The sequence below is a fragment of the Ochrobactrum sp. EDr1-4 genome (assembly GCF_049199085.1).
Taxonomy (GTDB): Bacteria; Pseudomonadota; Alphaproteobacteria; order Rhizobiales; family Rhizobiaceae; genus Brucella.
The window spans coordinates 112467-138698 of record NZ_JBLZOF010000005.1; the positions used below are offsets into that span (position 1 = coordinate 112467).

Here is a 26232-nt window from a genome sequence, read left to right on the forward strand (position 1 = left end):
AACGGAGCATCCTTCCTTTACCTTCCCTTCCTTTACCTTACCTTACCTTACCTTACCCTAACTTTAGCGTAAGCATGCGATGTGATAAAAAGGGATGACCAAACCTCATTCTCACTTTATAACCGCCATCGCTTTCCCGCTGAGATTATTGGACTCTGTCGCAAATATTTCAGCAGGTTAAGAACAAGCTTATCTGTGGACGCAATTATGCTGCGAGTTCCACAACGACTTTAAATGGCGAACCATTGTCATTTGCAAATTGGTTTTTGCGGATCATATGCGCCACTTCAATGCCGGTAATGGTAGCTGCGGCTAAATGAAATACTTTGAAGCTTAACAGGTGTTTGGTGATCCGTTTGATGAACCGATGATCCTGCTCAAGAAGATTGTTGAGATATTTTTGCTTGCAGGATTTCAATCACGTTGCTGGCGCCCGTGATTTTCAGGATGTTGTTACAGCCTGTGCACCAGCCAGATTTGCTCCACTTTTATCGCTGACGATTTTGTCAGGAAGACCCAATGTGTTTCTCGCCTTTGATGGATATCACACATTCGTCCAGGCCATTTCTCACCAAGCCGTGGCGTACGACGACGGATACTACTGGCATAGCGTCGCACGAACTTCTCAGCCCATTCACGCACTGTCTCGTGGGTAACGATGATCCCACGGAAAGCCAGCATGTCCTCGATCATGCGAAAGCTTAGTGGAAAACGAAAATACAACCATGCTGCTTCTGCGATAATCTCAGCGGGAAAACGATGGCGGTGATAAAGCGAGAATGAGGTTTGTTCATCCCTTTTTATCACACCGCATGCTTACGCTAGAGTTAACGTAACGGTGCCGTTGAAACTCCGGTCAAGCTACCTGACGCCTGATAGCACTCAGCCAGACTGTACATATCGGCAGACAGGCAAAAAAGACACCCATCGGAAACCGAGACCCTTTAAATTTTAAAGATCAAACCTTCAGGGGAGAGCAGTTGGACTCCGAAAAGGAGAGTAACGCGCGTCACAACTGTTTGGCCTTATGCCCTAATAATAGTCACTGTATCCCGCAGATTAAACTTTTGGACCATAGTAAGTACACCTATTATTTTAAGTCGTCTCGAAATCTGGTGGCTTCCAAATAACTTACTGCTTTCATTGGTATGTTTACGTAATTTCTACTCATCGGATTTTCGCTGAAACTGTCCGTTCAGCACAATTGACGCAACAAGGCCAATCACCAGCCCCCAGAATGCTCCCCCGATGCCGAGCAAGCTGATATTCGCAGCGGACGCCAAGAAGGTAATAAGTGCTGCCTCTCTCGAACGAGCATCTGCCATCGCACCAGCAAGGCTTCCCCCAATTGCACCAAGCAAAGCAAGCCCCGCAAGCGTGGTAATAAACGTCGCCGGGAATGCCATAAACACTGCTGCGAGTGTTACCCCAAACACCCCTACCAGAATATAAAAACAACCCGCAGCAATACCGGCAATCCAGCGTTTCGACGGATCTTCGTGCGCTTCGCGTCCGGTAGCAATGGCAGCAGTAATAGCTGCAATGTTGAATGCATGAGAGCCAAACGGTGCCATTATGAGTGAACCCAGGCCCGTTAGCGTTACGATGGGATTTGCACTGGTCTGGAACCCATCATTCCGCAGCACCAACATGCCGGGCATATATTGACCTGTTAGTGTGATCAAAAACAACGGCAGTGCGATACTGAGCGTGGCGTTCAGGCTAAACTCTGGCATGGTAAAAACGGGAGCGGCGAGTTTCAATTCCAGATCAGACAGATCGACACGACCCTGCATCAGCAGCAGAAAAAACCCAATCAACAAGATGCCAATCACTGCATATCGTGCGGAAACACGCTTTAAAACGACATAGGCAGCGATCAGCGTACCCACCAAAACGGGATCGACGCTCACACTGCTGAAAGCACCTATTCCGAACTGTAACAATATGCCTGCAAGCAAGCCCGAAGCTATACCCGGAGGTATCAGCCGGATAACTTTTTCAAAGTATCCTGTGAGGCCGAGAAGCACGAAAGCAATCGCTGAGATCATGTAAGCCCCAATTGCTTCCGCATAGGATGTTGCGGCGAGAGCAGTGACGAGGAAGGCTGCAGCTGGCGTGGACCATGCCGTGATAATTGGTTCACGATAACGCCAGCTTAGCAGCAAACCAGAAAGCCCGACGCCGATCGAAATCGACCACACCCACGATGCGGTTAGTTCGGGGCTAAGATTGGCAACACGGGCTGCCTGAAAAACGAGAATGAACGTACCGCCATAATTGACGATGACTGAAATCAAACCTGCAACAACAGGGTGAATTATATCATTTATTCGAGTAAGCGTGCGTGAAGAGGTGCAGGACATGTTCGGGCTTCTCCGGAAAAGCTTATTCAAGCGATAGACGGGCTTGACTTTTAGACGCTCAATGGCCTGATATGCCCTGCCAATTATCACAAGAGATACCATCCAATTGTTCAAGCACTCGCAACTCGAATCTGTAAAAGCTTGGCTCAATCACCCCGCGCATTCAGCCATGCCGCTTCACGCGCGTATTCAACGCGCGATCCGGCAATTGATCGTGGATGGTGCACTCAGTGGTGGCAAACCACTTCCGGCCTCACGCGCGCTCTCACAATCACTGGGCGTTTCTCGCGATACGGTCGAAGCCGCCTATGCGCAGCTTCATGCAGAAGGTTTCATCGAGCGTCGCATCGGCAGCGGTAGTTTCGTCTCGCAAATTGCCGAGCTTTCTGTCGGTCGTCGACTGACGAGACGCTCTCCCAAATCAAAAGATCAATCGCCCGAACTCAGCAAACGTGGCAACGCGATGTTCCAGAGCGGCGGTGTGCGCGAGACTTTGACACCACGCCCTTTCGCACCCGGTATCCCCGACACGCGAAATTTCCCGCTTGCACTTTGGGAGCGCTTACAAAGACAAGTTCTCAAAGAGATAGGGCCACAAACACTTTTGCATGGAGATCCGCAAGGGATTGAACAACTACGACAGGCAATAGCAGACTATATAAATCTCGAACGCGGCGCACGCGCCACTGCCAAGCGCGTGCTGATACTCACGTCGTCGCAACAAGCCCTAACATTGTGCGCGAATGTGCTGTTTGATCCGGGTGAGCGCATTTATATCGAAGACCCCGCCTATTATGGAGCCCGCAAGGCATTTGATGCTGCCGGGTTGAATTGCGTACCCATTGCGCTGGATCAACAAGGCATAAATATCGAGCCTATCATCAATGATCCCAATCCAGCACGCGCTGTCTTCCTCACACCATCACATCAATTCCCGACGGGTGCAACCTTGGCCTTGGACCGCCGGCTTGCATTGATCGAATGGGCGAAGCGTCATCGGGGCTGGATAATTGAGGATGACTACGACAGTGAGTTTCATTATGAGGGCAAGCCCACAGCCTGCATGCAAGGCCTCGATCAGCATGACAGAACCATATATATCGGGACTTTTACCAAGTCGCTCTTCCCGGGATTACGAATAGGCTATGCCGTATTGCCCGAACAGCTGGTCAAACCATTGACCACGGCCCGCACGCTTCTTGATGGCCATACCGCATCCATTTCACAATATACGCTTGCCCGCTTTATAGAAGGCGGACATTTCGGAGCCTATATTCGCACCATGCGCGGTATCTATGCCCAGCGCCTTGCAATACTGACCAGACTGGTTCGCAAACATCTTTCAGGCTTTGTCGAGCCGTGCGTTCCCGTAGGGGGCTTGCAAATGCCATGCCTATTGACATGCGATATCTACGAGCACGTAGTTTTGGAAGCGGCGCGCCGTTCTGAAATTGAGCTGCTGGGGCTGTCAGCACTCCACGCCACAGGTGAAGGCAAAGCGGGGTTTCTGCTCGGCTTCGCAGCTTATACGCCGATGGAACTCGAGAGCGCGGTCAGGAAACTTGAAAAAATATTCCACACACTCAAGGGCGTTCCGTCAGCAAAATGTAGTTAAACCCAAAAAGCTTTAGCTATGTGTAAAAGCCTGCAGCGTGTTAACGCCACAGGCTGCAAGATCATCAAAACGAACGCTCGTACGTAACCCAGTTGGCTGCTTTTGCAATGTCGTCATAAAGACGACGCGCAGTTACATTGTCCTGCGCAGTCACCCAACCCAGCATATTGGCCTTGCAAAGGCCTTGGTTGAGGCCAGTAGTGGGCAAAACCGATAATGCTTTCGCCTGATAGACATACCGTGCAGATATGCAGATTATTGGATGACGGCCCGCAATTTATCATTGTGGTGGTAGTGAAAGGGACGTCAAAAGGTTTGCGCCGAAGCAGCGCCAGAAATTCCCTAATTCGCCGATTGACAAATACCTCGGCTACCTGAACATTTCGAAAGATCGTCTATTGTAATTTCTAAATAATTCTTGAACAAATATCTGTAAAAAAATTAGATCGCGTCCGTATTTTTTGTATAAAAATAAATATAATTTGACAAATCCAAGATAACTCATTAAGTATTAATTATCGATATTTTCTTGATGAGTTTTGCTTTATTGCGCTTTTAGCACCGCGCCCTGAACGGACCCCTTTTTAAAATTCGTTATCACTTTGCTTCACGCAACTGCGTGCTGCTATCTATACTTCTATGAAAGGGTTTATTATGACCACTGGAACAGTTAAATGGTTTAACTCCACAAAGGGCTTTGGTTTCATTCAGCCTGACAACGGTGGCGCAGATGCCTTCGTTCATATTTCTGCCGTTGAGCGCGCCGGAATGCGCGAAATCGTCGAAGGCCAGAAGATAGGCTACGATATGGAACGGGACATGAAGTCGGGCAAGATGTCTGCCTGCAACCTGCAGGCTGCTTAAATAGGTTTTCTCCTTTCCTTTGACCACGGATGTACTGGCACTGTTGAAAGAAGTTTACTTTTAAAGGGTCGAGTGCACGCTCGGCCCTTTTCGATATGCGTGCTTATTGAATTAATAAATTTTACAGAGAGGCTCTTATGGAACACCAACAAGACAAGTCACGAAACCTCATGAAACAACCCAGTAAAATTAATATTTCGCCTTTGGAGCATCCCCACTTAATGGGGAACATCTCAAAGCGCATTGCTTTGCCGCGCGATTGGTCAAAGCTTTCAAACGTTTTGAGACGAACTGCTGGCGGTTGTTCAAAAAGCCGAGCACGTTAGTCATAGGCTTTATTTTATAGTTGGAGAACGTCGCCATGATAACCGAATACACAAAAGATACTCTTTTTAAGCGACTTAACACGAACCCCGATGTGCTCAAGTCGCGAACTGATCACACAGCTAAGTCAATTCTTAATGAAGAAAAAACAGCGAGCTCCGCGAAGACGGATCGGTTGAGGGCAGCGAGAATAGCCCGTGATTCATCTTCCGGAGCTAGACGTTAGGAGCCATTATGCAAGTTCTCGTCCGAGACAATAACATTGACCAAGCCCTACGTGTTTTGAAAAAGAAATTACAACGTGAGGGTGTTTTCCGTGAGATGAAGGCCCGCCGAGCATTCGAAAAGCCTTCAGAAAAACGAATTCGCGAAAAGGAAGCCGCCATAGGCAGGGCCAGAAAAGAAGCGAAGAAAAAAGCGCAACGTGAAGGATTGCTGCCTAAGCCAAAGAGAAAGCCGTTTTCAGGGCCTAATAAATCACCGTCTCATAGTGTCAACGCTGCAGCCGCAGCTTAAGAGCGGCCCGAAGACCGCTCCAAAACGACAAACTTTGATAAAATATTAGAGATCGACAGGCTTGCCAGATTCTTCTTCTTCGAGTGTGACGGCAACATCTGCATTCGCAGATAGTCGAACCTGCTTATCGCTTTCAATATCAGCGACAAATCCAATATCGATATAATGGTGGTGATCTTGGTGAGCCGCCGAATTATCGGTTTTCTTCAGCTTGATACGGTCACCCTCAAGATGATCAACCGTTCCAATGTGGACGCCGTCAGCGCCGATTACTTCCATATTCTCATGGATTCTATGCTGCATGATGTATCTCCCAGAACACCAATTGGTCCTAGGAGCTTATGTAGTGCTTAAACTTCTCGAGGGTATGGCTCAAGGCCAAAGAATTATGACCGAGGCCGCGTCGTCTTTTGCTCAAACACCCGATCCATGCGCTCGGTCAACCCATCGATGCAGTTTGCGAAGCTTTCGATGGCGCGCATAATCTGCGAGGTCTGCTCCTGCATCCCAGCCTTCGTGGCGAACGTTTCGGCCGCACGCAGCTTATAGTCTGACAGCTCCTGCCGCGTCAGAGCGGCAAGTGCTGTGGCTGCGTCAGCTTTCGCTCCGCACCCCGAGCACACAGTCTTGATGTGGCCTTCGATGTCTTTCCAAAGGCCAAAGAGAAAACCGAACAACATCACGATGAAGCCGACGACGCCCATGATTTCTGTTCCGGTCATGCTTCGGGTCTCTTGAGATTAAACATAGTTAATGTGCCCCTTTGTGTTCGCTTAACGTCTTTGCTGATATGATTGCAGCATGAGACAGGTATCGAATAGTTTGATTGGAGAAATTGTCGGCGCAGTGCTACGCGTTTTATGCATCGCAGTGCCGGTAATTGTGGCCTTAGCTGCTATCGTATTGATCATGCGGTACGAAGAGGGACGAACCTCATTGCCAAGAGAACAAGTCCCCGGAGTTACTCAGCCTATGGCCAACTAGCCTGAAAGCCGTACCCTGCACAGCTTTTCCATTTTCTCATTCTCGCCCAGTATCTGGCGCTTGGTTTCTGAGGTGTCATCGTGGCTGGCATAGATCGCCGGCGCCACATCACAGTAATTACCGCTTGTCGCGCATCCACTTAGCAAGCCGAGCGTCAACAGCGCTGTAATCACGACAGCTGACTTCATTTTCTATCTTCCGTGCTTTGGTTGCGGATCGTGCGTCGCGCGCGGTCTGTGCTGATTTACTTTCAGACCCTCCTTTGAGATACGCGCTGACAAGGACGGCCCGCGCCGCAGCGATTGCCACGGCGTAATTTGTCATGCGTGCGTTTATGGTTGCAAACCACGTCACGCCGCCACCCTCTTCAGCTTGAGCCTGCCTGTGTGCCAGAGCCAGAAAGCTGTCACAGGCGCCAGTTACAGACGCAAGTGCGTTAAACCCGGCGTCAGGTTTTTAAATCGGTTTTCGATTGGATGACACCTGCGGTCGCATCGATGCCACAGCTAGAACAGCTTCTCGAAGTGATTTGTTAGGCTCCTCCGTACCGAGTGCCGATAGCTGTACGTCTTCCGGCAATTTCGTCGATGCGGTAGCATTGCTGATGCTGACCCTTCCTTCATCCATGGCCTGCACCAACTCTCGCGTGCTTTTTACTACGCCGGCTTTTGCCTGGCGGGCGGTTTCGCGATTGCCAAAACCAGCCTGTTCAGCGGCAATGCCTGCGGGACGTTCAAGGCAAAGCATTTCGTTATAAATATAGTGATCTGTTAGCTTTTATTGAACTACAAAAGAGGGAAACCACTAATCAGAAGTGAAGTATATTCCTTTATCTGAAAATGCCGTAACGGATCATTTCTGATGACCGGAAATGGGGTTGCTAGCTGAATGTCCAGTTCTGATGAATAAACCATACTTTAAAAGGGTTTACTTTTCAGGGGGCAGATAAACTTTAATACAGCTTAAATGGTGAATCTGAGATAGCTTCTCCACCTACTCCTGCCAATTTATAAAAGGTTAGGACAACTCAGGTTCAACCACCATGAAAATTGAAACGGGTTGAAGTTCAAGACAAAACTGCTTGAGTGCGCGCGTTCATAAGAACGCGCGCAAGTCCTGCTTTTAATGCGTATGATGGACAGCTTGAAGTTCATAGACCGGCGTATCTATTCCCTCCATACGGGCTTTAAGCTGAAGCGAAAGATACTGCGAATAGTGTCGTGACTGGTGCAGGTTGCCACCATGGAACCATAACGCCTCCTGCTGGGTCGGCTTCCACATATTGCGTTGTTCGCCTTCCCATGGTCCGGGATCTTTTGGCGTGTCCGACCCCAAGCCCCAAACCTTACCAACCTTGTCCGCAGTTTCCTTGTCGATGATATCTTCAACCCAACCATTCATGGAGCCGTAGCCGGTCGCATAGACAATGAGGTCCGCTGGCAACTCCGTACCATTGGCTAGCCTGACACCGTTTTCTGTGATCTCATCAATTTGACCAGAGGCAAGCTTGATCTTGCCGTCAATAATGAGCTGTGAAGCACCGATATCGATATAATAGCCGGAACCGCGCCGCAGATATTTGAGAAACAGCCCGGAACCATCGGAACCGAAATCCAACTGGAAACCAGCCCTCTCAAGTGCCGCATAGAAATCTGCATCGATCTCACGGATCTTGTCATAGATGGGTATCTGGAATTCATGCATGATACGATAAGGCAGCGACGCGAAGATCAGATCAGCCTTGGCGGTGGTGACGCCATTCTGCAGGGCTTCTTCTGAATAAAGCGCGCCCAAACCATGCTTCATTAGTGGTTCGGAGCGAACAATATGGGTCGATGAACGCTGCACCATGGTCACATCAACGCCAGCTTCGCAAAGTGCTGCGCAAATATCATGCGCCGAATTGTTCGACCCGATGACAACGACCTTCTTGCCTTTGTAGCCGTCCGGTCCAGGATGGCGAGAAGAATGCTGCTGCTCACCTTTGAATCGGTCCTGCCCTTTGAGGCTCGGAATATTCGCCTTGCCCGACATTCCGGTTGCAAAAACCAGTTGTTTGGGGCGTAGCGTGACTTCTTCGCCATCCCGGTCGATGACGACAGACCACTCCCTATTGCCTTCATCCCATGTCGCGGACTTGACCGTGGAACGCGTCCAGTAATTGAGTTCCATTACCCTGGTGTAGAACTCCAGCCAGTCGCCAATCTTATCTTTCGGTGCAAAAACCGGCCAGTTTTTTGGAAAATCGATATAAGGCAGATGATCATACCAGACCGGATCATGCAGACAGAGCGACTTGTAGCGCTTGCGCCATGAATCGCCGGGACGCTCATTGCGCTCAACAATGATTGTCGGCACACCGAGCTGACGCAGACGTGCGCCAAGCGCAATACCGCCCTGCCCGCCGCCAATCACCAGCACATAGGGCTGTGTTTCATAACCAAGCGTACGTTCTTCCTCCTCGCGCTCTTCCTTCCATGTCTTTGCACCCAGTTCCTGACCGTGCTTTGCCCCCAGCGGGCGGGTGAAGCCGGATTTTTCCTCATGGCCCTTTAATTCCGACATGACAGTCAGAAGGGTCCATATCTTGCCACCCTTCAGGCGAATAAGCCCGTAGCCGCGTGCGACTTCGGTTTCAAAAGAGATCCAGCTTTCGGTCACGCCATCGGCATCTGTTGCCGCTTCACCCGGTGCAACAAGCCATTGTGTCGGCTTTACCAGCTGCAATTGCGATTGCAGCATGTCGCGCACCTGATCATGCCCCTCGACCGTCTTGATATTCCAGGTGAAGGCAACCAGATCGCGCCAGTAACAATCATCGGCAAACATCGAAACAGCTTCGTCGATCCGGCCCGCTTCAAGTGCTGCGCCGAACCTATCGAGAAAGGCCTGCACACGGACCGTTGGTGTTTTCTCTAACATTGCAATTTCCTCCCATAGATGTTGACGCCGGGCTCTCCCAAGCCCGGCTGTGAAATGCGTTACCTTTTCAAATCGATCAATATTTTAAGCTGGGTTCCCGCCGGGTCGAGCAAGCGGTCGAAACCTTCGGCAACAGCGTCCTCCAGCGCGATTGTCTTGGTAACAATGTTCTTTGCCGGGATTTGACCACTGGCGATCAGCCTTGCGACGCGCGGCCAGTAATGTGTGGGATAGGCCCAGGAGCCGCGAATATCGATATCCTTGAACGTGACATCAAACCAGTTGAGCGGGTTCTCATGCGGGTGCAATCCGGTCTGCACCACGACGCCCTGTTTGCGAACGGCATCGGTGCAGTTCTTCAAAGCATGTTCATTGCCGACGCATTCGATGGCCACATCACAACCGACATTGCCTTCGGTTTCCGCACGAACCACATCGCCAACATTTTCCGATTTCGGGTTGATGGTGCGAATATCCCCCAGCTTTTCGCGCGCAAGCTGCAATCGTGTTTCGTTGAGATCGGATAGGAATATCTGCGACGCGCCCGCAGCCCGTGCCGCCATTGCCACCAGAATACCAATCGGACCAGCGCCCGTGACAAGCACACTGTTGCCAGCCGTAACCCCGCCACGATCACAGGCGTAGACAGCAACTGCCGTGGGCTCGATAAGAGCCGCTTCTTCATCGCTGAGATCGTCAGGGATAGGTTGGACATTATAGCTGTTCAACACAGCCTGTTGGGCCATGCCGCCCGAATGCCATGACAGCCCCGCTAATGCCAGACTGGTACTTAAATGATAAAGACCACGATCAGCAAAATAATCCCCAGCCCTTGGCATGATGAGCGGCTGTACCGATACGCGGTCGCCGATTTTGACATGGCTGACATCAGAACCCACAGCTTTGACCACACCACCAAACTCATGGCCCAAAATCTGCGGACCACTTGCTTTTGTAAAGGGATGCGGTTCTGTCGGAATGAAAATCGGTCCATAAGCATATTCGTGCAGATCGGTCCCACAGATACCGCAGAAGCGGTTTTCAATTAAAACCTGATCCGGGCCAAGATCCACTGGCGCTGGCACGTCTTCAACGCGCAGATCTTTGGCAGCATAAAAGCGCAACGCACGCATATATTTCTCCTCCATTTGCGAGAAAAGAAAAGCAAGCCGTGTGCCAGTTTTACCTTAGATAATAAGCCATTGTTTTTTATTCATTTTATTTAGCAACAAATTGGGAACTAAAATCGTTGCAACACGCGTCCTGCAACAGGTGTTGCAAGTGTTGCAGCATCAGTGCGTCTGTTTCAGCCGGCGATGGATCGTCGACCGATTAACGCCAAGTTTGCGCGCAAGCGCCGAGATATTGTTACCGCATGCATCAAGCTGGTTGCGCAGGCTCTGGTGATTGTTCGTCACCAAAATATCCGTCTGAAAATGATCGGGCAGGCAGTCGATGGTGATTGTTGCATCTGTTACAAGTGCGGCTGCAACACGCAACGTATTGTCCAACTCGCGCAGATTTCCGGGCCAGCTATAGGTTGCAAGTATCGCCTTCGCAGTGCGATCAATCGTGATCGTCTCGCCCTCTTCTTCTCCAATACGACTAAGAAGATGATCGACCAGTTTGTCGAAATCCTGTCTTTGCCGCAGCGACGGCAAAGACAATGTCGCGGCATTGAGCCGATAGAGCAAATCTTCGCGAAAACGACCTTCGGCAGCGAGCGCCGCAAGATCGCGATGCGATGCCGACAAAAGTCGGAACTTAACCGGCTTCGGTTTCAGCGCACCGACCGGCTGAATTTCGTTTTCTGAAAGAACGCGCAGCAGTCGGCTCTGCAGAACAAGCGGCATATCGCCGATCTCATCGAGAAACAACGTGCCGCCACTGGCTGCCTCGATAAGCCCTATCTTTCCCTTCTGCATGGCACCGGTAAAGGCACCGGGAACATAGCCGAACAACTCGGATTCGATCAGTTGTTCCGGAATTGCCGCGCAATTGACCGCAATGAACGGTCCGGGTTTGGCGCTGCTATCGTGAATGGCACGCGCCAGATATTCCTTACCGCTGCCGGTTTCACCCTTGATGAGAATGGGGATATGACGATCCGCCAGTTTAGCTGCGCGGCCCTGTAGCGCCTCCATGGCTGAATCGCCGAAACTCAACTGTCGCAAGGCGGCAGGCAACCGCACGGATATGCTGGTTGCAGGCGCGCGAAAACTGCTAACCGGTGCAATTGCGCTTGCAAACAACGCCAGTCCATTGCGCGCACGAAGCAGACGCTCGCCATTAGGGCGTCCGCGCATCAGTGCGGGGAGCTGATCAATATCGATATCAAAGACGCTGGAAATCGGCTGTCCGATAAAGTCTTTGGTCGAAAGAATATTGAGGTCCATTCCGCGTGCGACAGCACCAAAACCGCCATGCGTCATGCCGGTTATGACGCCATTGCCATTTATCGTCAGTGCGGCGTCAGGATCAACATCAAGGAAATCCGGTAGCTTTGCCAAACGCAGAACCCAGTCTTCACGGGCTCTGGTCATCAGATTGGCAAGCTCAATGCGACGCGCTGTGGAAGCCACCAGATGCAATGCGAGCTGTTGGCTTGCTTTCGCGGTCGGGGAGCGCAGTTGCGATATGTCGAGCACCGCGGAGAGATCACCCAAAGTGTCGAAAATAGGAGCGGCTGTGCAGGTCAATCCAATGTGAGACGCATCAAAATGATCGTCCTGATGAATAATGACAGGCTTGCCCGATACGATGCAGGCACCCACTGCACAAGTTCCTGCTCGATCCTCCGACCACTCCGATCCGAGATAAAGCCCCGCCTTACGCAGATGATTATCAAAGGTCGGATCACCCATAAACTCAACAGTGACACCGCGCGCGTCTGACAACAACAACACATAGCTTTGATCTGCAACCTGCCGATACAGCCCTTCAAGCCCAGTTCTGCCAATCCGGATAAGTTCTTCTGACTGCTCACGATGCTCACGCAGCAGCGTGTCAGGCACGATATAAGCCTCCTGCGTTCTGGCAGGATTAAGCTGATAATCGTTGAGACAACGAAGCCAGGATTGAATGACAGGTCGATCACGATCAGACGCACCGCCCATAGCGACGCGTTCAATCTCCCTGATGTGCGACAGTGCCGACACCATATTACTCCTCCTCCGACCAAATGCTGGCATAATGATAGCCAAGACACAAGGCGGAAGACGGCATCGGCTAATAATCAGAGACATTAGGCAGCTTCAGCGACAAGGCGACTAAAGCTGCCTTACAGGTATTATACGCCGTATTTGGATTCAACCGGCCAAACTGACTGCAATTTTTCGCCGCCAAGAATACGATCTCGCGCGGCGGCTTCATTTGCACCCAATTGGTCTGCCTGATCTGCAACCTTCGACAGCATAGCCTTTGGAATAACCACAACACCATCGATATCAGCGAAAATTACATCACCGGGATTGATCTTAACGCCAGCAATTTCGATTTCGACTTGAGAGCGCTTCGGCTCCATTTTGCCAGAAACAGAAACCGGCGAACGCGCACAACCAAACAGAGGATAACCAAGGCCGCGAACCTGCGCGATATCTCGCACCGTTCCATTCACAATCGTCGCTGCAGCACCGCGTGTTTTTGCGCCTGAACTCATCAATTCACCAGAACATGAGCCTTGAGCACAAGATGAATCGACAACAATAATGCCGCCCTCTGGCGTGCAATCAATTGCGTGATGATAAGCATCCTGCGGCTGATTGCGGCGTTCGCTTGGTTCAAACTGTACGGTCACTGCCGGGCCGCATACAACCTGGCCAGGCTCTAAGACGCCTTGCAACGAGATGCCATCAAGATAGCCCCAGCCGCCAAGTTGTTCGAGGCTATCGTGGACGTCGCCGGAATACCACTTTGATAAACGCTTGATGGATTCCCAATCAGTATCGGCATAATCGAATTTGTTCATTTGCTTTTCGCCTTTGAATTCATAGCTGCTTTGTCCATGGCTAACTTGAGGTAGCGGGAGCTTTCTTCAATTTGTCTGCGGATAGAATTACGCGCTTCATCAGGCCGTTTTGCTTTGATGAGGTTGTAAATTTCCTCATGTTCTGCAAGTCCGTCTTGAAGCGATTTGTCTGGAACGCGGCTCGTCACGCGAATGACATCAATGATGATCGAAAACAGATTGTCGTAGACCACATTGAGGATTTCGTTGCCCACCGAGTGGACCAGTCCGCGGTGGAACGCGGCATCACTGTCGGTAAATCGCGACATGTCATTGGCTTGCGCCGCCGCGCGCATTTCTGCGAGCGAGTCTTCAACCTCTTGGGTGATCGTCAACTCTTCCGAGCTTAGACGCGTTACAACTTCCGTTTCGATGATCCGGCGCACTTCCATCAATTGCACAAGATAATCGGAGTTGTTCGCGAAAAGCTGTTTCACGGTCTTGGCCAAGGATCCGAGAAACTCTCCAACATCATCACGAACGACCAGCGCACGTTCACCATGCTTACGGCGAACAAGGCCCTTCGTTTCAAGAATTTGGAGTGCTTCACGCACCGAACGCGTGCTCACGTTAAAGTCTCTAGCAATGGCCGCTTCTGCAGGCAAACGATCACCGACCTCCAATTGCCCAGACAATATCTGCGCTTCGAAGTCTTCCACGACTGAAACATGCAGCTTATCCCGATCCGGAATGGCACGTTTCTGGGACTGTCGGCTGTTTGCCTGCTCTGCTACCACGCTGTAAATCCTCCATCGACGACGACGTTTGAACCCGTCATATAGGATGATGCATCAGAGGCAAGAAACTGAATAACGCCATTATATTCATCAAGCTCTGCCTGACGATGCATTGGAACGCGTTCAAGGAATGCATCGATAAATTCTTTGTCGAAGTTTGCCGTCTTCACACCACCAAAAGAAATCAGATTAACGCGGACATTTTTGGTGCCCCAATAGGTGCCGAGATAACGGGTCAGATTGACCAGCCCCGATTTGGAGGCTGCATAGGAAATTGCCTTGATGAACGGCTCGCCATCGCGAGCTTCGCGATATGCATAAAGCGCCTGATTGGGAGAGACGATTCCGTAGATCGAACCAACATTGATGATGCTTCCACGCTTCGCATCAGCCATCCTGGAACCGATCACCTGACAGCAGAGCATAACACCCGTCAGATTGGTCTCAATGATTTCGTTCCAGTATTCCTGCGGGTAAATTTCAAAAGGACTATTCTGATCCGCAGAACCGGATGGTTTGGAGTCAATACCTGCATTGTTTACGAGAATATGCGGTACGCCCCAATCTTCAATCAGTTGATTGGTTGCCTGTTCCAAAGCGCTCTTATCGGTAACGCTTGCAACATAAACGCGGATATTATCTGTAAGACCCGGGAACTTGGCACTGAGATCATCCGCACTGATCGGACGGCGGCTGAAGATCGCAACCTTTGCACCGGCTTCAGCAAGTGACTTGCTGAACTGTGTTCCCAGTTGACCAAGACCACCTGTCACAATCGCGACTTTGTCTTTCACACTGAACTTATCGACCATTTTAAATCCTGATAATTCAATCATTTATATTGAACGTGTCTCGGCCGAATAACGGTTTGCCCGACCGAGTATATTTGTAAGGAAATGCCATTTTGATCGGCGTCATGGGCCAGAGAGGGCGGTGACGTCATACCCGTCTCTGGCGCAGGCGGATTATCGGGGCAGATCCATCGTTGCGAGTTTTTTAGGATCAAGCTTTGCAGCGTGATATTTTTCGTAAATTTCGACAAGCTTCCCGTTATCGAGATTGGTTTTTACCCAGGCATCGATCCATTCTTTCAGCTGTGGCTCATTGCGGCGCATCGCAATTCCAAGCGGATAAGCTTGCGCAACAAACTTTTCTTCGAGATCGAGCTTTGGATTGGCTTTGATCAGTTCGGTCAAAAGCGGACGCGAGGTTGCATAAATAGCCATTTGGCCACTCGTAACCGCAGCACTGGATGTCGGATCATCTTCAAAACGCACGATCTGCACGCCAGAAACATCAGCCGTCTTTTCCGTGAGATTGGTGTCGTTCACAGTGCCGCGTGTGACCGCAACCGATGACCCTGCCAAATCGGCATATGTCTTCACATTGGATTCTTTGGGTGCAGCCACCACGATAGCTGTTTCAGCGTAAGGAACACTGAAATCAACCACGTCGAGCCGCTCTTTTGTGATCGATAGCGTCGACACAGCCAAATCCGCCTTACCAGAGACGAGGAACGGAATGCGACCAGACGTTGGCACTGTCAGAAATTCGATTTCAACGCCAAGGTCCTTGGCAAGTAGCTTGGCGGTTTCAACTTCAGAACCTGTCGGTTCAAACTTTGCATCGCGCATGGCATAGGGCGGGTTGCCGAGATCAATTGCGACTTGCAGCTTACCCTTTTCGCGAATGCTTTCGAGCTGATTAGCGAAAGACGGTTGCAGGGAAAGCGCCATAAAGCTTAGCCCTAGCCCCAATGCTGTGAGCATTCTTCTTCTATTAAAAACAGTCATGTTTCCTCCTCCTGGAAATAATGAAAATTGCTATGGCGCTCCTCTACGCCAATGCAAACATCAGTGGTGTGCGCCAACGAAATTCTTCAATTCCGGTGTCGTTGGATTGCTTAGGATCTCGGGACTGCCCTGTTCGCAAATCTTGCCCTGGTGCATAAACACAACCGTGTCTGCGACCCGTTTTGCAAAGTCCATCTCGTGCGTCACCAGCAGCATCGTCATTCCATTGCGCGCCAAGTCTTCAATGACTTTGAGAACTTCGCCCGTTAGCTCTGGGTCGAGTGCGGATGTTACCTCATCAAACAGCATGACTTTTGGTTTCATCGCCAGCGAGCGTGCAATCGCGACGCGTTGCTGTTGGCCACCCGAAAGCTGCTCCGGATAATTGTCGATTTTCTCAGCCAGACCGACCTGACGCAGCACCATTTCAGCCAGTTCTCTGGCCTCAATGCGGTTGAGCTTTTTAACCCAGCGCAGCGCGAGCGTGATGTTCTGTTCGACCGTTAAGTGCGGAAACAGATTATAGCTCTGAAAGACAATCCCCACGTCCTGACGCAGCGAGCGCACATTGAGTTCAGGATCGTTGACGTGATGATCGCAAACCCAAATATCACCGCTATTGATGGTTTCTAACCGGTCGACGCAGCGCAATGCTGTACTCTTTCCCGATCCACTCCGACCGATCAGCGCAACGACCTGGCCTTTTTCAATTTCTAAATTGACCCCTTTGAGGACTGGTAACGAGCCATAGCTTTTATGGACATCAACAAACTTAACGATGGCTGACATTATACATCCTCTCAAATTTGCGACTTGCCGCCGAGAGTGGGAAGCAGATGCAAAAATAGAACAAAGCAATCACGAGATAGGTGGTGAAGGGCTGGAAAGTGGAGGCGTTAATTTCCTTGCCGATATAAGTCATTTCCGCCATGCCGATGATTGATGCCAGCGAAGTGTTCTTCACAATCTGCACCATAAAACCGACCGTGGGTGGTGTCGCAATACGAATTGCCTGGGGTACAATCACCAGCCACAACCCTTGCAATCCTGTCAGCGCAAGGCAGTCGGACGCTTCCCATTGCGTGCGCGAAACCGATTGCAAACTGCCACGCCAGATCGCGCCCAGAAAGGCACTTGCGAAGATCGTCATGGCAATGCTGGCCGCGAAAAGTGACGACACTTCAATGTTGAGGATTGGCAGTCCAAAATAGACCAGGAACATCAGGATGAGGACTGGCGTACCCTGCACGAGAACGATGTAGGCATCGGCCAATCGAACCAGCGCCTTGTTTTTGGAAATCCCTGCAAGAGAAACCGCAAACCCAAAAATACCGCCAAAAACAAAACTAATGACCGATAAAACAACAGTCCAAACAAGCCCTTGCAGCAGAACTTCAACATGCAGCCAGGAGAAAGATGTAAACATTGCGTCCTCCTAGAGATTAGTGCCAAGGCGGCGTTTGCGGGGGAAGAAGCCGAGCGCAAGAAGCTTGAACAGGCCACGCATAAGAAACGAGAGCAGCAGATAAATCACGAGAATGACCAGATAGACTTCGAAGGATCGGAAGGTTATCGATTGTATCCGCGCTGCTGCACCCGTGAGCTCTTCTGCAGAAATCTGAGAAGCGACGCTTGTTGCGAGCATCAACAATACATATTGGCTAACGAGCGATGGATAGACGCGCTCCAGTGCTGGCGGAAGCATCACAGCAGCCAGCATCTGTAAGCGGCTCAGACCAAGCGTGTCGGCAGCTTCCAATTGCCCCTTATTGATTGACTGCAGGCCTGCCCGGATGATCTCACTGGAATAAGCGCCAACATTGATGGTCAGACCGATCAACGCGGAAGCTTGCGCAGAGAACTTCAGCCCCAAAGAAGACAGGCCAAAATACACCAAAAACAGCTGGATAAGCAGCGGAGTATTGCGGATGGCTTCGACATATATCGCCACGATAATACGCAAGAAGCGATACTTGCTAATGCTGGCCACGGCGCAAAGTGTACCCAATAGAAAACCTAAGAATGTCACAATCAGCGACATTTTTATCGTTTCGATGGTGCCTTGCAGCAGCAATGGCCAATATTTTTCCAGGAAAGCGAAACTGAACTCATACTTCATACGCAAACAACCTTATGCGCAAAGAAGCCCTGATCTTCAGCAAGAATGACAGCCGATCCTGTGTCGCGCACGAGCGCTGACTTTTTCACAGTCGTCAGAAAACACGCGCACGCGAGACGCGTTCGCATCATTTGATATGCGTTCATGTTTATTCCTCCCAAGCACAATTCACCTCACCTGATTAACAGGCCTCCTGGAGATGAACTCTGCCTTACACACGGATCTAAACGCATCTTATGTCATATGTCAACATAGCAAATATTATTATGGTTTTTACGCCGAGCCGATCAACTCAACTGTTATCAACGCCACTTGTGCGCAGCCGGTGCCGCTTAGAAAGAAGCGCTAACGAGTTTTTCGCTTTGCGAACATTAAATAGAAATTTTAAAATCGACTTCGTTAATTGCCGCATGTCCAAACCCGGAGGCAAGTGGGAGCATTGGTGCGACGCAGACTGCTGCAAAGCTTGGGGGACATACGGCTACAAAACGATGTATGGCCAGCTTTGGTTTTGCTACTAACATAAACAGCAAGGCGAAGATGCTCTGGCTGGACGAAGGTAATAAGCGCGCTACCGGTTCTCTTAAAAGGGAGGGCACCATGTTGAAACCAAAACAAGTTGGCACTTATCCGGATCGTGACCAGGATTGTCAGGAAGCTGTAGCGCAAGGCATCAGACGTGATAGAATAAGCTGCATTGTCAGGAACGTCAGAATCCGACGCCGCAGCCGCAATTGCCGATACAGGCGTGCCGGACATATTAGACCTAATCGACGACGCGATTGCAGCTGTCTGGTCAGTTGAAGAAACTGCAACAGCAATCAAGTTTGTTTCGGCAGTAATGTATCGCGGCTACACCGGCACAGAACCAGACGAATATATAAGAGCTCTCTTGCCGCCGAAATTACAGATGTAGTAGGTTCGCGACGAGGGATTTATACGACAGTTTGGCCCGCTTCAATTCAACAAAAAAGCATGAGCATTTACTGAACGAGCGCAGGCCAAGCTTAATAATAAAACGCATCATATTGAAAAGATGACATTATAAATTCACTATTTGAGAAACGCGTCATATGTATTCGACAGTTGATCATTTTTGAAGGACGAATGCAAAATGTCAGCCAACCAACTGTTTCGCACAAAACCGAATAATCTCCGTTCCACCCCTTCGCAGTCGCTAGTAGTATGAAAAGCGAAACAACCGCTTTCAGCAAACTTTTCGGTACGCCAATCGTCCGACATAAAGCGCAAAGCGAACTGTCAGCGATCAGCTCAACATATGGCAAAACGCCACTCTTACCATATGTTTGATTATATAGCTTTCTGCCGAGCTAAAATCTTGCCTACAAAATAATAAAGCTGATCCATACAGTTACTTTATAGGGGGATATTTTCTGTGACTCATTGATTATTCAATAAATTAAGAACTAGTCTTATTAACGTGGAGTCTATGATACCATAAAAATCAACGATAGCGGAACTAATATATGCAATGTCATAAGGTATCATAGTTTGCGCCGCTTAAATTAATATAGGAAACTAACTTTTGGCAATTGGTCGTCAATCGATGCCACCGCTTAATGCGCTTGTGGTTTTTGACAGTGCTGCCCGTCTTGGCAGCTTCTCACGTGCGGGCCTTGAACTCGGCCTCACCCAAAGTGCTGTCAGCCGACAAATCGGCAAGCTCGAAGCCTTCATCGGTTCAAAGCTCTTCAATCGTCTTCCCATTGGCGTACAATTAACGGCAATTGGCGAAAGCTATGCCTCTGAAGTCAGCCGCCTGCTCGGGGATCTGACAGCCGTCACAGATGGGCTGCGGGCATGGACAGGGCCCCGTCAGATTACCATTGCCTGTTCACGCGGCATTGCCGATCAGTGGTTCCTCACACGTGTCGGCATGTTGAAAACGGAAATTCCGGGTATAGAAATCAGGCTGCGGGTCACCGATGATGTCGCGCATTTGCGACTTGATGAGTTTGATCTCGCTCTTTTCTACAGAAAAGAACGCCCCATTGGGGTGAATCTGACGATTCTGGGACGTGAAGAGGTCGTCCCGGTCTCAGCACCCGGTTGCGGCAATATCATGGAACAGGAGGCTCCGGTTCTTCTGGCTATTGAAGACACAATGCGCGATTGGCAAGGATGGCCGGAGTGGTGGCAAGATGCGAAGCTTTCGCCGCCAGCAGGAGCATTGGAATGGCGCCTTGGCGATTATGGGCTATGCGTCGCCGCAGCAACACAAGGCATCGGTATCACATTGGGCTGGACATGGCTCATCAAAGAACAGCTTGCAGCAGGCACACTTGTACCTGTTCACGACCACATGATGCGCTCAGATGCCTATTTTTATTTAATGCGACCAGCGGACCGTCACCAACGAAGAATCGTTCGCGAAGTATCTGATTGGCTCATCGCAAGCAATGGAAATGAACCAATCACATAAAGATGATCTATCTTATTCCACAGGTGTTATGGCGCGGCGTTTGGCCAACATACGAAAGCGCGCATAGCCAATAATTGTGAAGAGCAACCACGCTATCTGAGTGATGATAGAGCCAAGGTTGAAATTCCACGAAAGTGAATAAATCAGAGCTACACCGCCCAGAATGTTAAGCAGCGTTATAATGGCATCGTCCACGGTGTAAATACGTAGCTGAATCAGGGCGTAAGCCGTGAGATAGAAGACTGCACCCAGCAGGCCGATAATGTCCGGCAAACCCATTTTGATCTCCACGATCATGTAAAACTCAGTGCAGGAATTGCCTCCAAATTCGTGGAACGCTCAGCCTGCAAACCATCCTTGAAACGCTCCTTTATCCGTGTCTGTAAAAATGCCAAGCCACTCATTTTACATGGGGGTATGCAGAAAAGTCATATCAGAAAATGCTCATACAACCCTTGAAAACAGGGACGTCTCTAAGGTACGCAACCCTGAAAATCGCTTAAGCTATGAATTAATCACAAGCTGAAAGTCTAAGGGGTAACATATGTCTGAGCAAAAGAGTCAGTTTCAATTAACACGCCGATCCTTCATGTCTGGTGCGGCAGGTTTTGGTCTTGTTGCTGCAAGCGGCATGAGTGGTTTGATCAGCTCTGCAATGGCTGCCGAAGCCGATGGTACGCCAAAGAAAGGCGGAGTTCTCAAGCTCGGTATTGGCGGCGGTAGCACCACCGACAACTTCGATCCACGCCTGTTGAAAGACTGGGTTCCCGTCAATCAGGCCTATATGCTGATGAATGGCCTTGTCGAAATCGACGCCAATAACAAAGCAGTGCCTGAACTGTTCGAAAGCTGGGAACCATCCGCTGATGCCAAGGAATGGACCTTCAAGGTTCGTCAGGGCGTAACATTCCACAACGGAAAGACGCTCGACGCTGACGACATTATCTACTCAATTAATCTGCATCGCGGTGAAACGACATCAGGCGCGCGTTCGCTCGCAGCCGCATTCACCGATGTTGCAAAAGATGGTGATGACAAGGTCAAGATCACGCTTGAAAGCGGCAATGCCGATCTGCCTTACATCCTGTCCGATTACCACTTCCTCGTTGTCCCTAAGGACTGGACCGATTTTAACAAGCCTGTTGGTACAGGTCCGTTCGTCTTTGAACGCTTCCAACCCGGTGTGCGTTCGCGTTTCACACGCAATGAGAGCTACTGGAAACCGAACACAGCTTGGGTTGATGCTGTTGAAGTTATCGTCATCAACGATGTTTCCGCCCGTACCAACGCTATGATGTCTGGTCAGGTTCACGCTATCAATCAGCTCGATTTCAAAACCGTTGATCTGTTGAAGCGCAATCCGACTCTCAACATCGTTCAATCGGCCAGCGGCCAGCATTTCTCATTCCTGATGGATTGCACACAAGCGCCTTACACTGATAATAATGTGCGCCTGGCGATCAAATATGGCATCGACCGCGAACAACTGCTGAAAACCGCTCTACGCGGTTACGGGCGCATCGGCAACGACAACCCGATCCCAAGCTCTGATCCATTCTTCAACGCAGAGCTGCCGCAGCGCGGTTACGATCCGGAAAAAGCAAAATTCCATCTCAAGCAGGCTGGCATGGATTCGCTTAAAATCCAGCTCGCAGCTTCCGATGCCGCGTTCACCGGTGCTGTGGATGCAGCAGCTATCTTCCGTACAGCTGCTGCGAAGTCCGGCATTGATCTCGATATCAAGCGTGAACCTGCGGACGGCTATTGGGACAATGTTTGGATGAAAGCTCCGTTTAGCATGTCCTATCGCGGTGGTCGCCCGACTGCTGATCTGGCGCTTTCAGTGGCCTATATCTCCACTGCTTCGCAAAATGATACGCATTGGAAGAACGAAAACTTCGACGCCAAGTTGCTCGAAGCCCGTGCGATGCTAGATGAAGCCAAGCGCAAGGAAATCTATGCCGAGTTGCAGACAATGATCAGCGACGAAGGTGGTGCGCTTATTCCAATGTTCGGCGACTATCTCGACGCCACCTCCAAGAAGCTCAAGGGCGTGACCACGCATCCGATGTTCAATTTGATGGGTGCTCGCCTTGCCGAAAAAGTCTGGCTGGAAGCATAAATGTTCGTTCTCATTTTTAAGCGTGTGGGGCTAGGTCTCCTCACGCTATTCCTCGTGTCGGCGTTGATTTTCGCCGGCACGCAGATCCTGCCGGGTGATGTGGCGTCAGCCATTCTCGGCCAGAATGCCACGCCGGAAGCACTGGCAACGCTGCGGGAAAGCCTCGGCCTCAATCAGCCGCTTCTTGCGCGCTATTTCTCGTGGCTTGCAGGTTTCGTGACAGGCGACCTCGGCACGTCTCTTGCCAACCAGCAACCTGTTGCAGAACTACTCTGGCCGCGCTTCTGGAATACGATGGCACTCGCAGCCTTTGCAGCAGTGATCAGCGTTCCAATCGCTATTCTTCTCGGCCTCATCACGGCGGTCAAACGCGGCGGCATTTTCGACCGTGTTATCAATATCGTCGCACTCGCATTCGTTTCGCTTCCTGAATATTTCCTCGGTCTGCTACTGATCCTGTTCTTGTCGATCCGATTCAACCTGCTGCCAAGCCTTGCCGATACCTATGAAGGCATGACTGTGTTGGAATGGATGCAGGCAACCGCCCTCCCCGCGCTAACGCTGGTTCTCGTGACAGTTGCCCAGATGATGCGCATGACCCGTACCGCCGTTTTGTCGGTTATGGATCAAGCCTATGTTGAAACAGCCTATCTCAAAGGGCTTCGTACCAAACGCGTTGTGATAAAACACGCTTTGCCAAATGCGGCAGCACCTATCGTTAATGTGGTGGCGTTCAACATCGCCTACCTCATTACTGGCGTGGTGCTTGTCGAAGCAGTCTTCAACTATAATGGCCTTGGCCGCTTCATGGTTGATGCCGTTTCCAAGCGTGACCTTCCGCTCGTTCAGGCTGCGGCTCTCGTCTTCGGTGCCGCCTATGTCATTCTCAATATCATCGCCGATGTCGCTGCCATCGCGCTCAATCCGCGCCTGAGGCACCCACGATGAAGACAATTAAAAACTCTATTCCCTTAACGGCGTGGGTTGGTCTCGCCATCGTCACGCTATGCCTTTTGATGTTCCTGTTTGGCCCGTTAATCGCGCCTTATGGTCAGGAAGAAATCGTCGGCGCACCGTTTGATCCGCCATCGGCGCAGTTCTGGTTCGGTCTTGATCAAAATGGCCGCGACATGCTCTCGCGCCTGCTTTTTGGTGCCCAGATGTCGATTGGCGTTTCGCTTGCAGCGTCGCTGTTATCGTTTAGCGTCGGCGTACCGCTCGGCTTTCTGGCAGCTATTTTCGGGGGCTGGGTCGATACGGTTCTCTCACGCATTGTCGATACCGTTATGTGCGTTCCAGTGCTGATTTCGGCACTTGTCATTCTACAAGCGCTCGGCTCATCCCTGCCAGTACTGATCATCACCATTGCGTTGCTCGATTCCACCCGCGTCTTCCGTTTGGCGCGCATCGTGGCGCAAGGCGTCAACGTACTGGAATATGCCGAAACCGCCCGTCTTCGCGGCGAAGGGCTCGGCTGGTTGATCTGGCGTGAAATCCTGCCAAACACGCTGCCGCCGCTGATTGCGGAATTCGGTCTACGTTTCTGCTTCACTTTCCTCTTCGTTGCTGGCCTATCGTTCCTTGGCCTCGGCATCCAGCCGCCATTTGCGGATTGGGGCGGCATGGTAAAGGACAACCAGCAGGCTATTCTCTATGGCCTTTACGCACCGCTGTTCCCGGCGGCTGCAATCGCCATCCTCACCGTTGGCGTCAACCTCGTTGTTGACTGGCTTCTGGCCGGACGCACGACCACGCAGGGAGCTGATCGATGAGCAAAGATATCGTTCTTTCAATCTCCGACCTCGTCGTCAAAGCACCCAATGGCGCAACGCTTGTCGATCATGTCGATGTGACGCTGAAACGCGGCGAAGTGCTTGGTCTTATCGGCGAATCCGGTGCTGGTAAGTCCACCATTGGTCTTGCAGCCATGGGTTATGGCCGCGGCGGCTGCAAAATCGCTGAAGGCACCATTGTCGTTGACGATATTTCGCTAATGGATGGCACGCGCGAAACGCGAGAAAAGGCACGCGGCGCACGCATCGCCTATGTGGCGCAAAGTGCGGCAGCGTCATTTAATCCGGCGCACCGCATTGGCGATCAGATCATGGAAGGCCCGCTCTATCACGGCCTGATGACCAAGGCGGAAGCAAAGAGCTGGATGCTGGAACTGCTGCATACATTGCAGCTTCCCGATGCTGATACATTTGGCGATCGCTATCCGCATCAGGTTTCCGGTGGACAGTTGCAGCGTGCCATGGTCGCCATGGCCATGTCCTGCCGCCCGGATATTCTGGTGCTGGACGAGCCAACAACCGCGCTTGATGTTACAACGCAGATCGAAGTGCTGGCACTCCTGCGCAGTCTGATCCAGCGTTACAACACTGCTGCTCTTTACATCACGCATGACCTTGCAGTGGTGGCACAGATCGCCGATCGCATTATGGTTCTGCGTCATGGCAAGATGGTCGAGCTTGGTTCTGCAGAAGAAATTCTCGAAGCACCCAAACAGGAATATACCCAGCGTCTGGTGTCCGAACGTGAGGCCAGCATTTCAGGCGAACAAGCCGAACACAAGACCGGCGAAATCCTCCTCGAAGTGAAAAATGCAACCGCCTACTATGGCAAGAAGCTCGTTCTGACAGATGTAGGGTGCTATATCCGTCGTGGCGAAACGCTTGCAGTTGTGGGTGAATCCGGTTCTGGAAAATCAACGTTAGCGCGCATAATCGCAGGTCTGCCACCGCACTCGAGCGGTATGGTCACACTTGCCGGACAGCGATTAGATGCCAGCTATAAAAAGCGCTCGCGTGAAGAACTGCGCCGCATTCAGCTGGTTTATCAGCTTCCTGACGTGGCACTGAACCCACGCCAGACCGTTGGTGAAATCATCGGTCGGCCGATGAAATTCTATTTCGGAATGAATGACGACCAGCGCGAGATTGAGGTCAAGCGCCTGCTTGAACTCATCGGCCTGCCAGCTGACTTCGCAGGTCGTCTTCCCGGCGCGCTTTCGGGCGGACAAAAGCAGCGCGTGTGTATCGCTCGTGCGCTAGCCGCAAAGCCTGATCTTATCATCTGCGATGAAGTGACATCAGCGCTCGATCCTCTGGTCGCGGAAGAAATTCTCAGGCTGCTACGCAAGCTACAGGATGAATTGCATGTGTCCTATCTCTTCATCACCCACGACCTTGGCGTCGTCCGTCGGTTGGCTGACCGCACGATGGTGATGCAGAAGGGCAAGGTGGTCGAAACCGGTACCACGAAAGTAATTTTTGAACCGCCTTATGAGCCTTATACTGAGCAGCTCATCACATCCGTGCCAGAACTACGCCGTGATTGGCTTGACGACATCCTCAAAGCTCGCGCTGCCAGTTGAACTACAGATGCGGCGCTAATGCCGCATCGAAATACTCATTATAAA

At 50.9% G+C, this 26232-nt stretch carries 27 protein-coding genes and 2 pseudogenes; 9 read left to right on the top strand and 20 right to left on the bottom strand.

Annotation, left to right across the window (positions count from 1 at the left end; all coding sequences use genetic code 11):
- Positions 1 to 205: 205 nt before the first annotated feature.
- The 3 genes and pseudogenes from ACOZHT_RS16880 to ACOZHT_RS16890 form a co-directional block, all read right to left on the bottom strand.
- Positions 206 to 517 (bottom strand): annotated as a pseudogene (locus tag ACOZHT_RS16880) (DDE-type integrase/transposase/recombinase); the annotation flags it as partial.
- Positions 518 to 521: 4 nt separating this feature from the next.
- A pseudogene (locus ACOZHT_RS16885) lies at positions 522 to 804 on the bottom strand (IS6 family transposase); the annotation flags it as partial.
- Positions 805 to 1163: 359 nt separating this feature from the next.
- The gene (locus ACOZHT_RS16890) at positions 1164 to 2366 is read right to left on the bottom strand and encodes a benzoate/H(+) symporter BenE family transporter (protein ID WP_421566087.1); all 1203 of its coding nucleotides are present in this window, start codon (positions 2364 to 2366) and stop codon (positions 1164 to 1166) included.
- Between the two features lie 106 nt (positions 2367 to 2472).
- On the opposite strand from ACOZHT_RS16890, the gene ACOZHT_RS16895 reads away from it, so the two are divergent.
- Positions 2473 to 3981 carry a PLP-dependent aminotransferase family protein gene (locus tag ACOZHT_RS16895; protein WP_421566088.1) on the top strand — a complete coding sequence of 503 codons (1509 nt, stop codon included), beginning with the start codon at positions 2473 to 2475 and terminating at the stop codon, positions 3979 to 3981.
- Between the two features lie 64 nt (positions 3982 to 4045).
- Here the strand turns inward: ACOZHT_RS16895 and ACOZHT_RS16900 are convergent, their stop codons facing one another.
- Entirely contained in the window at positions 4046 to 4189 is a 144-nt protein-coding gene (locus ACOZHT_RS16900; RefSeq protein ID WP_421566089.1) for a hypothetical protein, read from the bottom strand.
- A 446-nt stretch (positions 4190 to 4635) separates the two neighbouring features.
- On the opposite strand from ACOZHT_RS16900, the gene ACOZHT_RS16905 reads away from it, so the two are divergent.
- Entirely contained in the window at positions 4636 to 4845 is a 210-nt protein-coding gene (locus ACOZHT_RS16905; protein ID WP_094507679.1) for a cold-shock protein, read from the top strand.
- A 558-nt stretch (positions 4846 to 5403) separates the two neighbouring features.
- Entirely contained in the window at positions 5404 to 5685 is a 282-nt protein-coding gene (gene rpsU / locus ACOZHT_RS16910; protein WP_339510906.1) for a 30S ribosomal protein S21, read from the top strand.
- Positions 5686 to 5730: 45 nt separating this feature from the next.
- On the opposite strand, the gene ACOZHT_RS16915 is transcribed toward rpsU, so the two are convergent.
- From ACOZHT_RS16915 to ACOZHT_RS16985, 15 genes are all read right to left on the bottom strand, one after another.
- Positions 5731 to 5988, bottom strand: a complete 258-nt coding sequence (locus ACOZHT_RS16915) for a DUF2171 domain-containing protein (RefSeq protein WP_339510904.1) — start codon at positions 5986 to 5988, stop codon at positions 5731 to 5733.
- 83 nt (positions 5989 to 6071) lie between these two features.
- Complete coding sequence (locus ACOZHT_RS16920; protein ID WP_339510902.1) at positions 6072 to 6407, bottom strand: hypothetical protein; 336 nt, start codon at positions 6405 to 6407, stop codon at positions 6072 to 6074.
- Positions 6408 to 6665: 258 nt separating this feature from the next.
- Positions 6666 to 6857, bottom strand: a complete 192-nt coding sequence (locus ACOZHT_RS16925; RefSeq protein ID WP_421566090.1) for a hypothetical protein — start codon at positions 6855 to 6857, stop codon at positions 6666 to 6668.
- 268 nt (positions 6858 to 7125) lie between these two features.
- The gene (locus tag ACOZHT_RS16930) at positions 7126 to 7416 is read right to left on the bottom strand and encodes a hypothetical protein (protein ID WP_421566091.1); all 291 of its coding nucleotides are present in this window, start codon (positions 7414 to 7416) and stop codon (positions 7126 to 7128) included.
- 375 nt (positions 7417 to 7791) lie between these two features.
- Positions 7792 to 9591, bottom strand: a complete 1800-nt coding sequence (locus ACOZHT_RS16935; protein ID WP_421566092.1) for an NAD(P)/FAD-dependent oxidoreductase — start codon at positions 9589 to 9591, stop codon at positions 7792 to 7794.
- Between the two features lie 59 nt (positions 9592 to 9650).
- Entirely contained in the window at positions 9651 to 10724 is a 1074-nt protein-coding gene (locus tag ACOZHT_RS16940; protein ID WP_421566093.1) for a 2,3-butanediol dehydrogenase, read from the bottom strand.
- A gap of 159 nt (positions 10725 to 10883) precedes the next feature.
- Positions 10884 to 12752: a sigma-54-dependent Fis family transcriptional regulator gene (locus tag ACOZHT_RS16945; protein WP_421566094.1), complete on the bottom strand. Its 1869-nt coding sequence runs from the start codon at positions 12750 to 12752 to the stop codon at positions 10884 to 10886.
- A gap of 128 nt (positions 12753 to 12880) precedes the next feature.
- A complete protein-coding gene (locus tag ACOZHT_RS16950) occupies positions 12881 to 13558 on the bottom strand; it encodes an RraA family protein (RefSeq protein ID WP_421566095.1) in 678 nt (225 codons plus the stop codon).
- Positions 13555 to 14334 carry a FadR/GntR family transcriptional regulator gene (locus ACOZHT_RS16955; protein ID WP_421566096.1) on the bottom strand — a complete coding sequence of 260 codons (780 nt, stop codon included), beginning with the start codon at positions 14332 to 14334 and terminating at the stop codon, positions 13555 to 13557. Before ACOZHT_RS16955 ends, ACOZHT_RS16950 begins: the two co-directional genes overlap by 4 nt.
- The gene (locus ACOZHT_RS16960) at positions 14328 to 15146 is read right to left on the bottom strand and encodes an SDR family oxidoreductase (protein WP_421566097.1); all 819 of its coding nucleotides are present in this window, start codon (positions 15144 to 15146) and stop codon (positions 14328 to 14330) included. The genes ACOZHT_RS16955 and ACOZHT_RS16960 overlap by 7 nt, the downstream gene beginning before the upstream one ends.
- Positions 15147 to 15299: 153 nt before the next feature.
- Positions 15300 to 16127 (bottom strand): transporter substrate-binding domain-containing protein, encoded by an 828-nt coding sequence (locus ACOZHT_RS16965; protein WP_421566098.1) that lies wholly within the window; start codon positions 16125 to 16127, stop codon positions 15300 to 15302.
- Between the two features lie 60 nt (positions 16128 to 16187).
- Positions 16188 to 16916: an amino acid ABC transporter ATP-binding protein gene (locus ACOZHT_RS16970; protein WP_421566099.1), complete on the bottom strand. Its 729-nt coding sequence runs from the start codon at positions 16914 to 16916 to the stop codon at positions 16188 to 16190.
- Entirely contained in the window at positions 16900 to 17553 is a 654-nt protein-coding gene (locus ACOZHT_RS16975) for an amino acid ABC transporter permease (protein WP_421566100.1), read from the bottom strand. The genes ACOZHT_RS16970 and ACOZHT_RS16975 overlap by 17 nt, the downstream gene beginning before the upstream one ends.
- Positions 17554 to 17562: 9 nt before the next feature.
- On the bottom strand, positions 17563 to 18246 hold the full coding sequence (locus ACOZHT_RS16980) for an amino acid ABC transporter permease (RefSeq protein ID WP_421566101.1): 684 nt from the start codon (positions 18244 to 18246) through the stop codon (positions 17563 to 17565).
- Entirely contained in the window at positions 18243 to 18392 is a 150-nt protein-coding gene (locus ACOZHT_RS16985; RefSeq protein ID WP_421566102.1) for a hypothetical protein, read from the bottom strand. The genes ACOZHT_RS16980 and ACOZHT_RS16985 overlap by 4 nt, the downstream gene beginning before the upstream one ends.
- Before the next feature lie 551 nt (positions 18393 to 18943).
- On the opposite strand from ACOZHT_RS16985, the gene ACOZHT_RS16990 reads away from it, so the two are divergent.
- Both ACOZHT_RS16990 and ACOZHT_RS16995 read left to right on the top strand, forming a co-directional pair.
- Positions 18944 to 19162, top strand: a complete 219-nt coding sequence (locus tag ACOZHT_RS16990) for a hypothetical protein (RefSeq protein ID WP_421566103.1) — start codon at positions 18944 to 18946, stop codon at positions 19160 to 19162.
- A 630-nt stretch (positions 19163 to 19792) separates the two neighbouring features.
- Positions 19793 to 20689: a LysR substrate-binding domain-containing protein gene (locus ACOZHT_RS16995; RefSeq protein WP_421566104.1), complete on the top strand. Its 897-nt coding sequence runs from the start codon at positions 19793 to 19795 to the stop codon at positions 20687 to 20689.
- Between the two features lie 12 nt (positions 20690 to 20701).
- On the opposite strand, the gene ACOZHT_RS17000 is transcribed toward ACOZHT_RS16995, so the two are convergent.
- Complete coding sequence (locus tag ACOZHT_RS17000; RefSeq protein ID WP_421566105.1) at positions 20702 to 20968, bottom strand: CBU_0592 family membrane protein; 267 nt, start codon at positions 20966 to 20968, stop codon at positions 20702 to 20704.
- A gap of 265 nt (positions 20969 to 21233) precedes the next feature.
- Here ACOZHT_RS17000 and ACOZHT_RS17005 point away from each other — a divergent pair, with 265 nt between their 5' ends.
- From ACOZHT_RS17005 to ACOZHT_RS17020, 4 genes are read left to right on the top strand one after another with little or no spacing between them, the layout of a single operon-like run.
- The gene (locus ACOZHT_RS17005) at positions 21234 to 22811 is read left to right on the top strand and encodes an ABC transporter substrate-binding protein (protein WP_421566106.1); all 1578 of its coding nucleotides are present in this window, start codon (positions 21234 to 21236) and stop codon (positions 22809 to 22811) included.
- Positions 22812 to 23759 carry an ABC transporter permease gene (locus ACOZHT_RS17010; protein WP_421566107.1) on the top strand — a complete coding sequence of 316 codons (948 nt, stop codon included), beginning with the start codon at positions 22812 to 22814 and terminating at the stop codon, positions 23757 to 23759. It begins immediately after the preceding gene.
- Positions 23756 to 24583, top strand: coding sequence for an ABC transporter permease (locus ACOZHT_RS17015; RefSeq protein ID WP_421566108.1), 828 nt, complete (start codon positions 23756 to 23758; stop codon positions 24581 to 24583). The genes ACOZHT_RS17010 and ACOZHT_RS17015 overlap by 4 nt, the downstream gene beginning before the upstream one ends.
- Positions 24580 to 26187, top strand: a complete 1608-nt coding sequence (locus ACOZHT_RS17020) for an ABC transporter ATP-binding protein (RefSeq protein WP_421566109.1) — start codon at positions 24580 to 24582, stop codon at positions 26185 to 26187. The genes ACOZHT_RS17015 and ACOZHT_RS17020 overlap by 4 nt, the downstream gene beginning before the upstream one ends.
- The last annotated feature ends 45 nt before the right edge of the window (positions 26188 to 26232 follow it).

Coding starts and splice junctions, on each gene's coding strand:
- ACOZHT_RS16960 (WP_421566097.1), bottom strand. CDS start 15,146: ATGGTCGATAAGTTCAGTGTGAAAGACAAAGTCGCGATTGTGACAGGT.
- ACOZHT_RS16945 (WP_421566094.1), bottom strand. CDS start 12,752: ATGGTGTCGGCACTGTCGCACATCAGGGAGATTGAACGCGTCGCTATG.
- ACOZHT_RS16925 (WP_421566090.1), bottom strand. CDS start 6,857: ATGAAGTCAGCTGTCGTGATTACAGCGCTGTTGACGCTCGGCTTGCTA.
- ACOZHT_RS17005 (WP_421566106.1), top strand. CDS start 21,234: ATGTCTGAGCAAAAGAGTCAGTTTCAATTAACACGCCGATCCTTCATG.
- ACOZHT_RS16930 (WP_421566091.1), bottom strand. CDS start 7,416: ATGCTTTGCCTTGAACGTCCCGCAGGCATTGCCGCTGAACAGGCTGGT.
- ACOZHT_RS16905 (WP_094507679.1), top strand. CDS start 4,636: ATGACCACTGGAACAGTTAAATGGTTTAACTCCACAAAGGGCTTTGGT.
- ACOZHT_RS16915 (WP_339510904.1), bottom strand. CDS start 5,988: ATGCAGCATAGAATCCATGAGAATATGGAAGTAATCGGCGCTGACGGC.
- ACOZHT_RS16970 (WP_421566099.1), bottom strand. CDS start 16,916: ATGTCAGCCATCGTTAAGTTTGTTGATGTCCATAAAAGCTATGGCTCG.
- ACOZHT_RS16965 (WP_421566098.1), bottom strand. CDS start 16,127: ATGACTGTTTTTAATAGAAGAAGAATGCTCACAGCATTGGGGCTAGGG.
- ACOZHT_RS17000 (WP_421566105.1), bottom strand. CDS start 20,968: ATGGGTTTGCCGGACATTATCGGCCTGCTGGGTGCAGTCTTCTATCTC.
- ACOZHT_RS16985 (WP_421566102.1), bottom strand. CDS start 18,392: ATGAACGCATATCAAATGATGCGAACGCGTCTCGCGTGCGCGTGTTTT.
- ACOZHT_RS16920 (WP_339510902.1), bottom strand. CDS start 6,407: ATGACCGGAACAGAAATCATGGGCGTCGTCGGCTTCATCGTGATGTTG.
- ACOZHT_RS17015 (WP_421566108.1), top strand. CDS start 23,756: ATGAAGACAATTAAAAACTCTATTCCCTTAACGGCGTGGGTTGGTCTC.
- ACOZHT_RS16975 (WP_421566100.1), bottom strand. CDS start 17,553: ATGTTTACATCTTTCTCCTGGCTGCATGTTGAAGTTCTGCTGCAAGGG.
- ACOZHT_RS16950 (WP_421566095.1), bottom strand. CDS start 13,558: ATGAACAAATTCGATTATGCCGATACTGATTGGGAATCCATCAAGCGT.
- ACOZHT_RS17020 (WP_421566109.1), top strand. CDS start 24,580: ATGAGCAAAGATATCGTTCTTTCAATCTCCGACCTCGTCGTCAAAGCA.
- rpsU (WP_339510906.1), top strand. CDS start 5,404: ATGCAAGTTCTCGTCCGAGACAATAACATTGACCAAGCCCTACGTGTT.
- ACOZHT_RS16980 (WP_421566101.1), bottom strand. CDS start 18,246: ATGAAGTATGAGTTCAGTTTCGCTTTCCTGGAAAAATATTGGCCATTG.
- ACOZHT_RS16935 (WP_421566092.1), bottom strand. CDS start 9,591: ATGTTAGAGAAAACACCAACGGTCCGTGTGCAGGCCTTTCTCGATAGG.
- ACOZHT_RS16890 (WP_421566087.1), bottom strand. CDS start 2,366: ATGTCCTGCACCTCTTCACGCACGCTTACTCGAATAAATGATATAATT.
- ACOZHT_RS17010 (WP_421566107.1), top strand. CDS start 22,812: ATGTTCGTTCTCATTTTTAAGCGTGTGGGGCTAGGTCTCCTCACGCTA.
- ACOZHT_RS16940 (WP_421566093.1), bottom strand. CDS start 10,724: ATGCGTGCGTTGCGCTTTTATGCTGCCAAAGATCTGCGCGTTGAAGAC.